Annotated in this window: 14 protein-coding genes and 1 riboswitch; of the genes, 11 read left to right on the plus strand and 3 right to left on the minus strand. The window is 56.1% G+C overall.

Annotation, left to right across the window (positions count from 1 at the left end; all coding sequences use genetic code 11):
* Nucleotides 1–8: 8 nt before the first annotated feature.
* Both cobW and ACR0CR_RS07270 read right to left on the minus strand, forming a co-directional pair.
* Nucleotides 9–1,064 (minus strand): cobalamin biosynthesis protein CobW, encoded by a 1,056-nt coding sequence (cobW, locus tag ACR0CR_RS07265; protein ID WP_480597911.1) that lies wholly within the window; start codon nt 1,062–1,064, stop codon nt 9–11.
* A complete protein-coding gene (locus tag ACR0CR_RS07270) occupies nt 1,061–1,441 on the minus strand; it encodes a DUF1636 family protein (protein WP_480597912.1) in 381 nt (126 codons plus the stop codon). Before ACR0CR_RS07270 ends, cobW begins: the two co-directional genes overlap by 4 nt.
* An 85-nt stretch (nt 1,442–1,526) precedes the next feature.
* A riboswitch (cobalamin riboswitch) is annotated at nt 1,527–1,732 on the minus strand.
* 105 nt (nt 1,733–1,837) lie between these two features.
* Here ACR0CR_RS07270 and ACR0CR_RS07275 point away from each other — a divergent pair.
* The 11 genes from ACR0CR_RS07275 (at nt 1,838) to ACR0CR_RS07325 (ending at nt 13,116) form a co-directional block, all read left to right on the plus strand.
* Nucleotides 1,838–2,824 carry an NAD(P)-dependent oxidoreductase gene (locus ACR0CR_RS07275; RefSeq protein WP_480598240.1) on the plus strand — a complete coding sequence of 329 codons (987 nt, stop codon included), beginning with the start codon at nt 1,838–1,840 and terminating at the stop codon, nt 2,822–2,824.
* A 126-nt stretch (nt 2,825–2,950) separates the two neighbouring features.
* Complete coding sequence (locus tag ACR0CR_RS07280) at nt 2,951–3,886, plus strand: hypothetical protein (RefSeq protein ID WP_480597913.1); 936 nt, start codon at nt 2,951–2,953, stop codon at nt 3,884–3,886.
* A gap of 46 nt (nt 3,887–3,932) precedes the next feature.
* Entirely contained in the window at nt 3,933–4,940 is a 1,008-nt protein-coding gene (locus ACR0CR_RS07285) for a glycosyltransferase family 2 protein (protein ID WP_480597914.1), read from the plus strand.
* Nucleotides 4,933–5,544, plus strand: coding sequence for a class I SAM-dependent methyltransferase (locus ACR0CR_RS07290; RefSeq protein ID WP_480597915.1), 612 nt, complete (start codon nt 4,933–4,935; stop codon nt 5,542–5,544). Before ACR0CR_RS07285 ends, ACR0CR_RS07290 begins: the two co-directional genes overlap by 8 nt.
* A gap of 117 nt (nt 5,545–5,661) precedes the next feature.
* Complete coding sequence (locus ACR0CR_RS07295) at nt 5,662–6,486, plus strand: hypothetical protein (protein ID WP_480597916.1); 825 nt, start codon at nt 5,662–5,664, stop codon at nt 6,484–6,486.
* A 13-nt stretch (nt 6,487–6,499) separates the two neighbouring features.
* Nucleotides 6,500–7,504, plus strand: coding sequence for a glycosyltransferase family 2 protein (locus ACR0CR_RS07300; protein ID WP_480597917.1), 1,005 nt, complete (start codon nt 6,500–6,502; stop codon nt 7,502–7,504).
* A gap of 397 nt (nt 7,505–7,901) precedes the next feature.
* Nucleotides 7,902–9,248: a substrate-binding protein gene (locus tag ACR0CR_RS07305; RefSeq protein ID WP_480597918.1), complete on the plus strand. Its 1,347-nt coding sequence runs from the start codon at nt 7,902–7,904 to the stop codon at nt 9,246–9,248.
* Nucleotides 9,249–9,342: 94 nt separating this feature from the next.
* On the plus strand, nt 9,343–10,374 hold the full coding sequence (locus ACR0CR_RS07310; protein ID WP_480597919.1) for a branched-chain amino acid ABC transporter permease: 1,032 nt from the start codon (nt 9,343–9,345) through the stop codon (nt 10,372–10,374).
* A 3-nt stretch (nt 10,375–10,377) separates the two neighbouring features.
* Nucleotides 10,378–11,583: a branched-chain amino acid ABC transporter permease gene (locus ACR0CR_RS07315; RefSeq protein WP_480597920.1), complete on the plus strand. Its 1,206-nt coding sequence runs from the start codon at nt 10,378–10,380 to the stop codon at nt 11,581–11,583.
* A gap of 9 nt (nt 11,584–11,592) precedes the next feature.
* Nucleotides 11,593–12,351 (plus strand): ABC transporter ATP-binding protein, encoded by a 759-nt coding sequence (locus ACR0CR_RS07320; protein ID WP_480597921.1) that lies wholly within the window; start codon nt 11,593–11,595, stop codon nt 12,349–12,351.
* Between the two features lie 9 nt (nt 12,352–12,360).
* A complete protein-coding gene (locus ACR0CR_RS07325; RefSeq protein WP_480597922.1) occupies nt 12,361–13,116 on the plus strand; it encodes an ABC transporter ATP-binding protein in 756 nt (251 codons plus the stop codon).
* A gap of 379 nt (nt 13,117–13,495) precedes the next feature.
* On the opposite strand, the gene ACR0CR_RS07330 is transcribed toward ACR0CR_RS07325, so the two are convergent.
* The gene (locus ACR0CR_RS07330) at nt 13,496–14,002 is read right to left on the minus strand and encodes a hypothetical protein (RefSeq protein WP_480597923.1); all 507 of its coding nucleotides are present in this window, start codon (nt 14,000–14,002) and stop codon (nt 13,496–13,498) included.
* Nucleotides 14,003–14,035: the final 33 nt, after the last annotated feature.

Here is a 14,035-nt window from a genome sequence, read left to right on the forward strand (position 1 = left end):
CCCTGCGCTTACTCGGCGGCTTCGGTGATGCCCGCGAGGATTTCGCGGATTTCAGCCTCTTTGATGTCGTCATGTTCAGCAATGACGACCAGACGCGAGCGGCGCGCCTCATCGGGCTGCCATGGACGGTCATATTGATGACGCACGCGTGCGCCGACGGCCTGAACCAGCAGACGCATCGGTTTGCCTTGAACGGCGGCATAGCCTTTGACTCGCAGGATGTTCAGTTCCTTGGCCAGACGTTCGATATTCGCCACGAGCGCGGCAGGATCGGTCTGTTCGGGCAGGTCGACGATGATGCTTTCGAAATCGTCATGCTCGTGGTCATCGTGACCGTCATGGTGGCTGGGGCGAGCGTCCATGTCATCTTCGGCTGCCGCCTCAAGACCCAACACGACGCGTACGTCCACCACGCCTTCGGCGACTTCGACGACGGGCAGTGGACGGGGTGCTTCGGCTGCGATGATTTCCTTGGCCCTGGAGACGCCTTCAGGACCCGCCAGATCGGGCTTGGTCAGCAGGATGATATCGGCGCAGGAGATCTGATCCTCGAATACCTCGGACAGGGGCGTTTCGTGGTCGATGGAATCGTCCGCCAAGCGCTGGGCATCCACCGCCTCGACATTCGGGGCGAAGCGACCGGCCGCCACCGCCTCGGCATCGGCCAGAGCGATTACGCCGTCGACGGTGATCTTGGACCGGATATCCGGCCAGTCGAATGCCTTCAGCAGCGGTTTGGGCAGCGCCAGACCAGAGGTTTCAATCAGGATGTGATCCGGTCGCGGTTCCAACGCCATCAAGGCTTCAATCGTGGGGATGAAATCATCGGCCACGGTGCAGCAAATGCAGCCGTTCGCCAGTTCCATGATGTTTTCTGCCGGGCAATCCGGAATGGCGCAGGATTTCAGGATGTCGCCATCGACGCCGACATCTCCGAACTCATTCACCACAACGGCCAGACGCTTGCCCTGCGGGTTCTGCATCAGGTGGCGCACCAGCGTGGTCTTGCCCGAGCCCAGAAAGCCGGTGATCACGGTTACGGGGAGTTTTTCGAGATTGCTCATTTCAGGGCTCCAATCGGGGGAATGCGGGCTGCGCAGTTTTTGCGGAAATGTTCGGGGCGCTCGCGCCATTTGACCAATCCATCCTCGGTCGCAAGATACTTTGCTGCGCCTTCGACAATGGTCTCGATGTGGTCTGTTTCGTTGAGATGTTCATAGACGAAGGTCCAGCGATCAGGTCCCCCGCGCAGCACGATCGAGCAGCCTTCGTCGCAATTCGACAGGCATTCGACGGCTTTCAGCGTTATACCTTCGGGCAGATCAGCTTGCTCCAGCGCTTTGTGTAGCAAAGCTCCGGGCCGCTGGGCGTCATCCTCGACGGGAAGGCCGCGACGGCAGGTGGTGCATACCAACAATTCGACCGGTGCGGTCTCGGTCATGTCTCTCATCCCCCCAAATCCTTTTTGTGGGGGACGGGGTTTCATGCGGGTCGCCTTTGACCCGACGCCGGAACACCCCGTCCGGTTGCATACTCGGGTGCTGGCAGGTCTCCCGGCTTGCGGATGTCAGAGGTTGAACTCTGCCGGATGTCCCGCCTTCCCGGCCTGCTGGCCAGTGGCTTGGGCACCCTCTCCGGTCACGGTCGCGGGGGCGGCTGCGTTTGACGGAAGATCCGCTGACGCATTCCCTTTTCATCCTCTCACGAGGACACCAACGCAAGGGACATGCGGTACGGGCAGGGGGGTTGTCAAGCGAGTCTCATTCAATCCACGAAAAGGGGATGAAAAGCGACCAACCAGCGTCGCAGGGCGGCATGACCGAAGAGATGCGCCGTGCTGGCATGGTGGAAAGACAAGGTTAGGGAGGCCAGGGGTATGAAGGTCGGGTTTATTGGGCTTGGAAACGTCGGGGGCAAGCTGTCGGGTTCGTTACTACGGAACGGGATCGATTTAACAGTTCATGATCTTAATCCTGATCTGGTGGCGGAGTTCGTCGGCAAAGGTGCAAAGGCAGCCACAGACCCAGCGCAAATGATGCGCGATTGCGATGCCGTGATCACCTGCCTGCCATCCCCTGCGGCTTCGGATGCCGTCATGCAGGACATGCTGCCCGAGGTTGGCGCGGGAAAAATCTGGATGGAGATGTCGACCACGGATGAGGTTGAGGTCAAACGCCTCGGCGCGCTGGTCATCGAACAAGGCGGGGCTGCGGTTGATTGCCCTGTCTCGGGTGGTTGCCATCGGGCGGCAACCGGGAATATTTCGATCTTCGCTGGCTGCGATCGCGAGACGTTTGAACGCATTCTACCTTTTCTCACCACGATGGGTCGTAGGGTTCTGCACACCGGTGAATTGGGATCCGCGTCGGTACTGAAAGTGCTGACCAACTATCTGGCCACAGCAAACTTGATCACCTGTGCCGAGGCTTTGGTCACAGCAAAGGCCGCTGGGATGGACTTGGGGACCACCTATGAGGCCATAAAAATCTCATCGGGCACATCTTTTGTGCACGAAACCGAAAGTCAGGTCATCCTGAATGGATCGCGCGATATTTCGTTCACCATGGATCTGGTGAAAAAGGACATCGGCCTGTTTCAAGATGTGGCTGACCGCGCTGGTGTGCCGTTGGAGATTAACCCTTTGATGATCGAAATCATCGAAGATGGCATCGCCCGGTACGGCGAACGCGAGCTGTCTCCGAACATCATCAGGCGGCTTGAGGATGCGACCGGGTTGGACATTCGCGCGCCCGGATTTCCGCCGGAAATGACCGATGAGGAGCCTGAAGAACCGGGGTATGAGGTGGTTCCAAAGAACCGCTGAAGCGTTTGAAATCTAAGTTGTTTCGCATTCGTTTACCCGCTTGGGTCAATATGTTATTTGAACCATGCGCAACGCTCTGACTGTACCCGTCAGGCACGTTGCTATTGAAGGTCACGAGCGGTCGATATGCAGAGAAAAGTGATATTTGCCTATCGCATCGGGCAAAAGAACATGGGCGGCAAGGCGATGCGTGTCGACCAGCTGGCCGCCATGGCCCGGGATCATTTGTCCGACAGGTATTCCTTTCAGATCGCATTAGCCCCCAAAAGCACGCGACCAAACAAATGTCGGCAGTTCATCGAAACATGTCGGGACGCGATTGTCGTTTTTCACAAAAGCGCCGCTGCCAACTTGGGGCCCGAGTTTCGCGCTGCCTTAAGAAAGTCCGCAGCGGGGGTTTGCCTGGACCATCTGGATATCGTTGCCGGGCCGTTCGAGCCCGGCTTTGTCGATATTCATCTGGCTGCCTCCCACGAAAGTGAGCGGTTCCTGTTTCAGGGCCTTCCCGCTTTGAATCCGGCGCCGGGCACCATCGTGCGTCACTTGCGCCACCATGCAGATCCCAGATTGGTCCCTGCCACGACACAGTTCGATCAATTCAAGCTCGGCTATTTCGGTTTGCCGGACAATGTGGTTCTGCCGCCCGAGCTTATCGATGGGGCGGTCGTTCCAGAGTATACCGGGCTTGGGGATGTCAGCGCCTTTATCGGGCGTCTGCATGAGGCAAACTTCCATATCTGCACGCGGGACCCGAGCCCAGCTTTGACCAGGGGTATCCTGTCCTCAAAGCCATTTACCAAGGGTTTCAATGCGGCCGTAGTTGGTGCGAATGTTCTGGTGAACCGCCAAGTTCACGATGCAGAATTCTATCTGGGCGAAGACTATCCGTATTTTATCGACAACACGGACACGGCGTCGATACTGAATGGCATTACCCGTGCGGCAAATGGCTTTGGTGGTGCCGATTGGCGCCTTGCCCAGACGCGAATGAAGGACACGGCCGCTCAGGTCACAGCGAAAGAGGTAACGTCGGAATTGGACAAAATCCTGAGGCTATTTTAAACACAAGCGAAACAATCCTCTGACGGAACAGGCAAGAGAGCAGCGAATGACGGATGAGACCTTTCTCATCGTGACTACGATGAAGAACGAAGGGCCTTTTATGATCGATTGGGTGGCTTACAACCGCGCAATCGGAATTCAGGATGTCTTGATCTATACCAATGACTGTTCGGACGGTACTGATGCGATTGGTGACCGGATGCAGGAACTCGGTTGGGCGCATCACGAGCGCAATGTGTTGGGTCCACGAGCCACGCCACAGAACCGGGCCTTTGCACAATCCAGAAGCCACCCGAGCTATCTGGCCGCCGACTGGATTATGAGCCTGGATGTGGATGAGTACATTAATATCCGTTTGCCAGAAGGAAGCATTCAATCCCTCGTCGAAGCAAGCGGCGAAGCGGATGCGATTTCAATAACATGGCGCATGTTCGGGAATGCCGGGCAGAACGATTTCGTTGACCGTCCGGTGCCCGAAACGTTCTTTTTGGCAGCCACCGAGGAAGGCTATCCACACCACAGGACAAAGGGCTTCAAAACGCTGTTCCGCAACAATGGGAAGTTCAGTCGTTTCAGGGCACATAGGCCTAGAATTGACCCCGACCATGCGCCGAACCCAGAGGCACCATATGATGGCGTATTGTGGCGGGATGCTGGTGGGAACCTGCATCCGGCGGATCAAGTGAAGTGGAAGGCGTGGCGTGGCTTTAGCCACGAATTTGCGCGCATCCACCACTATGCAGTTCGCAGCACGGACAGTTTTCTGGTGAAACGGGATCGTGGTCGGACAAATCATGTCGGGCAGGATCAGGGTCTGAAATACTGGCTGACAATGAACCATAATGTGGTTGAGGACCGGTCGATCCTTCGGCACGCGCCCGCAATGCACCAAATCCGAGCAGAAATGATGGCCGATCCGAAATTAGCCGAGTTGCACGACCGCGCCTGTGACTGGCACCGCGCGAAGGCCGAAGAACTCAAGGCACGGCCTGACTGGACCGATCTTGTCGAGGCACTGCAAAACCCCGAGTCAGGAGTGGTTTCACATGGCTGAGGCTGATACCACCCGCGATCGCCGCAAAAAGCAGGCCGAACAGCGGGAACGCAAGGACGCATTGCGGCGGGAATTGTTGAAGACAATGCCTCATGGCAAGCTGAGCCTGGAAATTGGCGTCTGGAAAGGCGAGTTTTCCCGAATTTTGCTTGAGGAGCTGAAACCGTCAAAGCTGTGCCTGATCGACCCTTGGGGCGTGCAACCTGATTCCGAAAGCGGCGCGTCTCTGGCTGGTGCCCGCAGTCAACAAGACATGGACCAGATTTTCGACTCGGTTCGCGAAACCTATGGCAAGGAGATTGCGCTGGGTCAGGTGTCCGTCATTCGCGACTTTTCTGTTCCGGCGCTTGAGCTGTTCGAAGAAGACAGCATTGGATTTGCCTATCTCGACGGCGATCATTCCTATGAAGGGGTATCGGCAGATTTGAACGCGCTTTTGCCCAAGATGATGTCCGGAGGCGTGATCATGCTGGATGACTATCATCGTCGCGGCTGGTGGAAAGACGGCGTGATGCGTGCGTTCCATGAGTTTCTGGGGCAAAACGCGGCGGACCTGCGATTGAAGGCAATCAAAGGGGCTCAGGTGGCCGTTCAAAAACTATGACGCTGAAATCGGGTGGCATGATGGCTGGAATTCGTGTTGAATTTGGCTGTCAGGCTCTGAACAAAGTGACATATTCGAGATGTCCGACAACCGCTGGGTGTGCCTTGGAGATGAAGAGTGCCTGAACGCGTCGCATCTCTGTGGATTGGCAAAAGGCTCACGATATTGGAAAAGCTGTGCCTGAAGTCGTTTCACGACGTCGGCCAGACGCCTGTCCTTTATTCCTATGAGCCGATTGAGAATGCCCCGCCCTATGTAGAAGCCAGAGATGCGCGGGACGTGTTGCCGTTGGACCCGACCGGACGGATCTATGTGGACCCGGTGTATCAATCGCCTGCGGTGCACGCGGATCTGTTTCGTCTGCATCTGATGGCCAAGACCGATGAAATTTGGGTGGATTGCGACGCCTATGCGCTGAAACCCTTCGAAACTACGGATGGCTATCTTATTGCAGGTCGCAGGGATGGTCAGCGACGTGTGCATAACGGTGTTGTGCGCCTTCCGTCCTCAAGCCCGGCACTGAAGGCTTGGTTGGAATTTGTGGCGTCCGTCCCATGCATCCCGCCTTGGTGGGATCGACAGACCGCGCGTGTCTATCGAAATCTATATGGAAAAAGAGTGACGTTCACGGCGCTGCCTCTGGGCGTAATCGGACCATTATCCGCCTATCATTTCTTGCTGGAAACCGGCGAGATCGAGCGGGTTTTACCCGAGCGGGAGCTTTACGCTTTGCCGTTTTCCAGTCGCCGGGAGTGGTTGGCCGAGGACACAGGGCAGTTGGACACATATGACTGGAAGTCCAGAACTTCCGTCCATTTCTTTTCGTCGGTCATGCGGTCCCGCCTGTCCAGATCGCGTGGTAAGGTTCTTTCCAACAGCTTGTTTGGAGGTCTTATTAATCAGCACGGGTTGGCGGACGACCCCGACGTTACCCTGATCTGATTGTGGCCCACCGATGACCGACCGAATTTTAATCTACACAACAATGAAAAACGAAGGCCCGTTCGTGATCGACTGGGTGGCCTACTATCTGTCTCTTGGTGTTGATCATATCCTGATCTACACAAATAACTGCGACGACGGCACCGATCTGATCGTAAAGAGGTTGGCCGACCTTGGCGTTGCGACCCATGTGGACAACGCGGTCAAACCCGGTCAGAGCCCGCAGAACACCATGCTGCGGCGGGTCCGCAGCCATCCTGAGTTTCTGGCCGCCGACTGGACGTTCTGTCTGGATGTTGACGAATACCTAAATATCCGACTGCCCGACGCATCCATAAGATCACTGTTGCGCAAGCTGGAGGACGTCGCCGGTCAACCGATCGATGTCGCGTCCTTCACTTGGAAGATATTCGGCTGTGGAGGTGTCGTGGACTTTAAAGACGTCCCTGTGACCGAGCAGTTTTTTCTTTGCGACCGAGAGGAAAAGTTTTCTTCCGGTGTGGCGGCGGGGTTCAAGAGTCTAACCAGAAACAACGGGGTCTTCACGCGCTATGGCCCCCATCGTCCCAAGGGTGCGGATCCTGAACGTCAGCTAGATATTTGCTGGGTGGATGGCGGCGGGCGTCGGCTTGATCCGGAAAAGGTCACATGGCGTTCAGACGGGCATTACCGGCACGACTTTGCGCGGCTTCATCACTATGTCACCCGCTCTGTCAATTCGTTTCTGGTCAAGCGGGATCGGGGAAAGACCAATCACATTCGGGACGACCAGGCCGAACGGTACTGGACCAACATGAATGCCAATTTCGAAGAGGACAGGTCGATATTGCCTCTGTGGCGGCGAGCGCTTCCTCTTAAGCGGGGGCTAATGGAGGACGGGCAATTGTCTGACTTGCATGAGCGCGCCTGCGACTGGCATGCCGCCAAGATCGAGCATTTGAACCAGCGGCCGGATTGGGAAGAGTTTCGCACATTCCTTTTGAAGAACAGATTTGGAATCGCTGGGCGACCTGATTGATCAGGTTTCCGAGACTCGTTGTTTGTGAGCGTGGTCCAGGGCCGGAAAATCCATTCAACAATGAGGGCAGGAAGCAAGCGCGCTCCGTTCTAGTGTCATTTTGATCTACGTTGCATGAATTGCTCGACAACCAAGTGACAGGTTGCGTCGCCATGTTGACTGCAAGTCTCAATCAGGCATTAACTAAAATAACTAATAAATTCAAATGGGTAATAGTCGGTTTTTCTATCTCTTATCATATTTTTGAGTTTCCTGTATATTTGTTTACAAAACTTCAGCGTCAATTGAAGGGTTTGTTGAGAAAACTCAGAACACCCTTCCATACTTGACAAGCGCAGACCTGCGTTTTGCCCCGGAAGAGGAGCCAGAGGGCGAAAAAGGTAAATGGGAGGAATGAATGACTAACAAATCTGTCACACGCCGCGGCGTGTTGAAGTCTGGTGCCGTTGCGGGCACTGGTCTGGCCCTGCCAACGATATTCACGGCATCGTCGGCTGCTGCATATACCAACGAGCCGTCGGGGTCCTCGGTTACGCTGGGGTTCAACGTACCTCAGACGGGTCCTTATGCGGAAGAAGGCAATGACGAATTGCTTGCTCAGCAGTTGGCGGTCGAGCATCTGAATGGCGAAGGCGATGGCGGTTGTCTGAACACGTTCACGTCTAAGGCCCTGCAAGGAAACGGCATTCTGGGTAAGAAGGTCGGGTTTGTAACGGGCGATACCCAGACCAAATCGGACGCGGCACGCGCATCGGCAAAGTCGATGATCGAAAAAGACGGCGCGATCATGATCAACGGCGGTTCGTCCTCGGGCGTGGCTGTTGCGGTTCAGGGGCTCTGTCAGGAAGCGGGCGTGATTTTCATGGCCGGTCTGACCCATGCGAACGACACGACGGGTAAGGACAAGAAAGCCAACGGGTTCCGCCACTTCTTCAACGCCTATATGTCGGGCGCCGCGCTGGCACCGGTGCTGGCGGCCGAAATGGGCAGCGAACGCCGCGCCTATCACCTGACGGCAGACTATAACTGGGGCTGGACCCAGGAAGAGTCGATCGTCGCCTCGACCGAAGCCTTGGGATGGGAAACGGTCAACACGGTCAAAACACCACTCGCGTCAACGGACTTCTCGTCCTACATCGCTCCGGTTCTGAATTCGGGCGCGGACGTTCTGGTTCTGAACCACTACGGCGGCAACATGGTCAACTCGCTAACCAACGCGATTCAGTTCGGCCTGCTGGACAAGGTCGCCAACGGCAAGGACTTCAAGATCGTCGTGCCGCTATATTCGGAACTGATGGCAGCCGGTGCTGGTGAGAACATCAAGGGCGTTCTGGGTTCGATGAACTGGAACTGGCAGCTGCAGGATGAGGGCACCAAGGCCTTCGTGAAATCCTTCGGTGAGAAGTACGGCAAGCCGCCGTCCAACTCGGCCCAGACCTGCTATGCGCAGGTGTTGCTGTATGCTGACGCCTGTGAACGTGCGGGCACGTTCAATCCTTGCGGCGTTGTCGAAGCGCTTGAGGACTTTGAGTTCGATGGACTTGGAAACGGCCCAACCTGGTACCGTGGCGCGGACCACCAGTGCTTCAAAGACGTGCTGGTTGTGCGGGGCAACGAGAACCCGACCAACGCCTATGATACGTTGGAAATCGTCGAGATCACGCCGCGTGCGCAGGTCGAATACGATCCGGAGCACCCGATGTTCGCCGGTGGCGAACTGGGCAAGTGTAATCCGGGCGCATAACCGGCTCACAAGAATTTTCGACGAAAATTCTTAGACTTGAGAACGGACTTTCCCGCCAGCGGGGGAGTCCGGTCAAAGGCCAAAGGTGGGGACAATGGACGCCATTCTTCTGCAAATTCTGAACGGGCTCGACAAGGGGTCGGCTTATGCGCTGATCGCTTTGGGGCTGACGCTGATCTTCGGAACGCTGGGCGTCGTGAACTTTGCCCATGGGGCATTGTTTATGATTGGCGCGTTCTGTGCCGTGACCCTGCAAAAGCTGATGAGCCTGAGCTTCGTCACCCTCGACGAGAGCCAGACCGACTTTCTGGGCAACCCGCTGAAGGTGGAAACGCCTTATATCGAGGCATGGTTCGGACCCGAGGTCGGGGCTTCAATCATAGATTGGTCGGTCCCGCTGGCCATTCTGTTCGCAATTCCGATCATGCTGTTTGTCGGCTATGTGATGGAGCGCGGGCTGATCAAGCATTTCTACAAACGAGCTCATGCGGACCAGATCCTTGTGACCTTTGGTCTGGCCATTGTGTTGCAGGAGGTCGTCAAGTATTTCTTCGGTGCCAACCCGATCCAGACACCGCCGCCCGACGCGCTGAACGGTTCTGTCGATCTGGGCACGATGATCGGTTTCGATCCGAACGCAATCATTTACCCGATCTGGCGTCTGGTCTATTTCGGCTTTGCCGTGGCGATCATCGGCGCGGTCTTCTCGTTCCTGCAGTTCACCACCTTTGGCATGGTCGTGCGGGCAGGTATGGCCGATCGCGAAACCGTTGGCCTGCTGGGCATCAACATTGACCGCCGCTTTACCATCATGTTCGGCATCGCCGCGGCGGTGGCCGGGCTTGCCGGGGTGATGTACGGGCCGCTTAACCCGCCGAATTACCACATGGGGATGGATTTCCTCGTGCTCAGCTTCGTTGTCGTGGTTGTGGGCGGCATGGGATCGCTGCCCGGTGCAGTTCTGGCCGGGTTCCTGCTTGGGATTCTGGAGAGCTTCGCCTCAACCACCTGGGCCACGACCACAATACCGGGCATCAATCAGATCATCATCTACCTGGTCGCCATCATCGTTTTGCTTACGCGTCCGCGCGGGCTGATGGGGCGCCGCGGCGTGATGGAGGAATAATCCATGTTGGGACTGAACAAAAAAGACACCAGCCTGCTGATCATCGTTGCGATCCTGACCCTGCTGGCGCCCTTCATTCTGAACCCTTTCCCCGAAGGCAGCGCCATGGCGCAGTTCAACGCGGGCTACCCGGACCTGATGCAGCGGTTCGTGATCTTTGGTATCTTCGCCATCGGGTTCAACATCCTCTTTGGTCTGACCGGATACCTGTCTTTTGGCCACGCGGCCTTTCTGGGCGTAGGATCTTATTCGGCGGTGTGGATGTTTAAGCTGCTCAGCTATAACGTCGTCCCGGCCATTGCGCTGAGTGTCGTTGTCGCCGGGTTATTCTCATTGCTGATCGGTTTCGTTAGCCTTCGGCGCTCGGGGATCTATTTTTCGATCCTGACGCTGGCCTTCGCGCAGATGAGCTTTGCACTGGCCTATTCGGTCTTGTCGAATCCCAAGTTCAACCTGACGAACGGTGAAACCGGGCTGCAGGTTTATGCGGATGACCCGCAAATCCTGCAGGGGGCCAATGCCCCGGACCTGCCGCATCTGTTCGGCCTGCCGATGCGTGCGACCTATACGATGGATGTGGGTGCATGGAGCTTTGACTTCAACGCGGGCTATTATCTATGTGCGGTAGTCATGATGGTGGTGTTCTACCTTGCCATTCGCATCTTCCGCTCGCCCTTCGGCGTCATGTTGCGTGCGGTGAAATCGAACCAGCAGCGGATGAACTATACTGGCCTGAACTCAAAGCCGTACACGCTCGCCGCGTTTGTTATCTCGGGCATGTATGCCGGTCTGGCCGGCGGCCTGATGGCTGCAATGGACCCACTGGCGGGCGCCGAACGGATGCAGTGGACCGCGTCTGGTGAGGTCGTTCTGATGACAATCCTTGGCGGCACGGGCACCTTGATCGGACCGGTACTGGGTGCGGGCTTCATCAAATACTTCGAGAACATCTTCTCGAAGATCAATGACAACGTGCTGCACAGCTGGTTTGCTTTCCTGCCCGATGGGCTTGAGGACGCAGTGGTGTTCATCATCCATCCTTTCATAGGCAAGGGCTGGCACCTGACGCTGGGTATCCTGTTCATGCTGGTGGTGATTTACCTGCCGGGTGGGCTTGTCGAAGGCGGGCAGCGTTTGCTGAACTGGTTCAAGCGCCGGAAAACCAACACCGACGATGCCCCCACGGGCAAAACGGAACCGGCGGAATAGGGGCGCGTCATGGCAATTCTAAGAGTTAAAGACGTCAGCAAACGTTTTGGTGGCCTGAAGGCCCTGACAGATGTGAACCTGAACGTGGAAGAAAACACTGTTCACGCCATCATCGGTCCCAACGGCGCAGGCAAATCCACCCTGTTGAACTGCCTGGTGGGCAAGCTGATGCCGGATACTGGGTCGGTGCTGTTCGACAACAACTCTGTTCTAGGTTTGGAGCCTTATCAAATCAATCAGATGGGCATCAGCCGCGTTTTTCAAACACCCGAAATATTCGGCGACCTGACGGTGATGGAAAACATGCTGATTCCGATTTTTGCCAAGCGTGACGGGGCCTTCCGAATGCACGCCTACGAGACGATCGCCAATGAAAAAGAGATCGTAGGGCAGGCTGAGTCTATGCTGGAAGAAATGAACATGGCCGACAAGCGCGAGATGCATGCAGCATCCCTGTCGCGGGGTGACAAGCGGCGTCTTGAGATAGGAATGTGCCTCAGCCAGAACCCGCGTCTGCTGCTGCTGGATGAGCCCACCGCCGGTATGGCGCGCGCGGATACCAACAACACCATCGACCTGCTGAAACAGATCAAGGACGAGCGTGACATCACCATCGCCATCATCGAGCACGATATGCATGTGGTATTCAGCCTGGCTGAACGCATTACCGTTCTGGCGCAGGGCACGCCGCTGGTTGAGGACACGCCCGAGAACATTCGCGGAAATCCGAAGGTCCGCGAGGCCTATCTGGGCGAGACAGCCGCGTAAGGAAAAGCTATGAATGAAAAACCGGACTTTTCGAAGAGCGCAAATATGGCCAGCACAGCGCCTGCGTTTCTGTCAGTGTGGGACATGCATTCCTACTATGGCGAAAGCTACATCGTGCAGGGCGTGAGTTTTAACGTGCATGAAGGCGAAATCCTTGCTCTGCTTGGTCGAAACGGCGCGGGCAAGACTTCGACCCTGCGCTCGATCGCGCGATTGGATGACCCCGAGGTGCGCCACGGCGAAATCTGGCTGGATCATCAACCGTTGCACAATATGACCAGCTATGAGGCGGCGGCCGCTGGTTTGGGTCTGGTGCCCGAAGATCGGCGGATCATTCCTGGTCTGACGGTCGAGGAAAACCTGCAACTGGCGCAGATCGCGCCGCCTATCGGTTGGTCCTTGGAGCGGTTGTACGAGTTGTTCCCTCGCTTGGGCGAGCGTCGAAAGCAAGAAGGTATCACGCTTTCTGGTGGCGAGCAGCAGATGTTGTCAATTGCCCGTGCGCTGGCGCGGGACATCAAAGTGCTGCTGCTGGACGAACCCTACGAAGGGTTGGCCCCGGTGATTGTGGATGAGATCGAAAAGACCCTGATCCACGTCAAACAGCAGGGGATGACCACGATCATCGTCGAACAAAACGCCGTGCGCGCGCTGGAGCTTGCCGACCGGGCCATCATTCTGGACACTGGCAGCATCGTCTTTGACGGGACAGCAAATGAGGTGCTGGAGAATTCTCAGCTTCGGGAAGAGTATCTGGCGATTTGACGACAGAGATAGATTTTCCACGACCTTCTGATGGGGTACGAGGGCCGTAGAAAACACCCGTCAGGTTTGTTGCCTGACGGGTTTTTCTTTGGGTCGCTTGCCGCGTTGTGCAGGGAGGTTTCGGACTGAAAACTCAAGTCGCGGCGAGAAGGGCAGATATGCGAATGGTCCGCGCGGGTTCGAGGGATAGGATCGACGCACTGGTCTGGGCGCTGCATGAGCTGGTTGTGGGGCCTGCGGGGTTGTTTAGAAGGCCGAAGGTGCGGAGTTTGTGAAGCAAAATTGCATCTTCAACACTTCACAATTGCCAGATGCCTAAGATGTATATTGCCGATTTGTAACGAGTTTCAAATGGGGCGCTTGATTAGTGTCACAGGCACTAGTTGCAATTGTACGCCTTTGCGTATTCATGGAAAGCGCGTGCGAGTGTTTTGGCTTGGTATTCGGAACCCACAGAAAACTGCAGAAACGGTATTGCAACGACTTCCCCAGTTAGAAAAGATTCGGCGGAAGCTTCGCCAGAGGCGAATGTGGTTGTTGTGCGATAACTTGTGGGTATCGGTATGGACTCCACGGCTTCTGTAAACCGAAAGAATTCCGGCGCATCGTCGTGAGCAGCGAGCTTTCGGGTCCCTTCCTCAGAAACTACAACTTCCGCCATGACCCGAAAGAACAATGAACTCCCTTCGGCTTCCAACAATTTCTTTGTGGCTTCTGCGTCAGAGCCGAACTGCTCTGTCATCTCATCTCCGGCATCCAAAATACTATCAACCTGAGCCAGCATACGGTCATCAACAGGTCCTCGGTTGATGTGAAGGTCAAATCTGTCAGGAAAGGGAAGAAAGCGTACAGTATCCAGATTGTAGTTCTTTAGGTCTGCTCGCATGACAACTCGCGTAAGAGCGATTGGTTTGTCTGG

It is taken from the genome of Ruegeria sp. AM2 (assembly GCF_056540685.1).

Bases quoted from the DNA above. Each gene is read 5' to 3' on its own strand.
- ACR0CR_RS07290 (WP_480597915.1), top strand. From the start codon at position 4,933: ATGGCTGAGGCTGATACCACCCGCGATCGCCGCAAAAAGCAGGCCGAA.
- ACR0CR_RS07280 (WP_480597913.1), top strand. From the start codon at position 2,951: ATGCAGAGAAAAGTGATATTTGCCTATCGCATCGGGCAAAAGAACATG.
- ACR0CR_RS07305 (WP_480597918.1), top strand. From the start codon at position 7,902: ATGACTAACAAATCTGTCACACGCCGCGGCGTGTTGAAGTCTGGTGCC.
- ACR0CR_RS07325 (WP_480597922.1), top strand. From the start codon at position 12,361: ATGAATGAAAAACCGGACTTTTCGAAGAGCGCAAATATGGCCAGCACA.
- ACR0CR_RS07270 (WP_480597912.1), bottom strand. From the start codon at position 1,441: ATGACCGAGACCGCACCGGTCGAATTGTTGGTATGCACCACCTGCCGT.
- cobW (WP_480597911.1), bottom strand. From the start codon at position 1,064: ATGAGCAATCTCGAAAAACTCCCCGTAACCGTGATCACCGGCTTTCTG.
- ACR0CR_RS07285 (WP_480597914.1), top strand. From the start codon at position 3,933: ATGACGGATGAGACCTTTCTCATCGTGACTACGATGAAGAACGAAGGG.
- ACR0CR_RS07300 (WP_480597917.1), top strand. From the start codon at position 6,500: ATGACCGACCGAATTTTAATCTACACAACAATGAAAAACGAAGGCCCG.
- ACR0CR_RS07310 (WP_480597919.1), top strand. From the start codon at position 9,343: ATGGACGCCATTCTTCTGCAAATTCTGAACGGGCTCGACAAGGGGTCG.
- ACR0CR_RS07330 (WP_480597923.1), bottom strand. From the start codon at position 14,002: ATGCGAGCAGACCTAAAGAACTACAATCTGGATACTGTACGCTTTCTT.
- ACR0CR_RS07315 (WP_480597920.1), top strand. From the start codon at position 10,378: ATGTTGGGACTGAACAAAAAAGACACCAGCCTGCTGATCATCGTTGCG.
- ACR0CR_RS07320 (WP_480597921.1), top strand. From the start codon at position 11,593: ATGGCAATTCTAAGAGTTAAAGACGTCAGCAAACGTTTTGGTGGCCTG.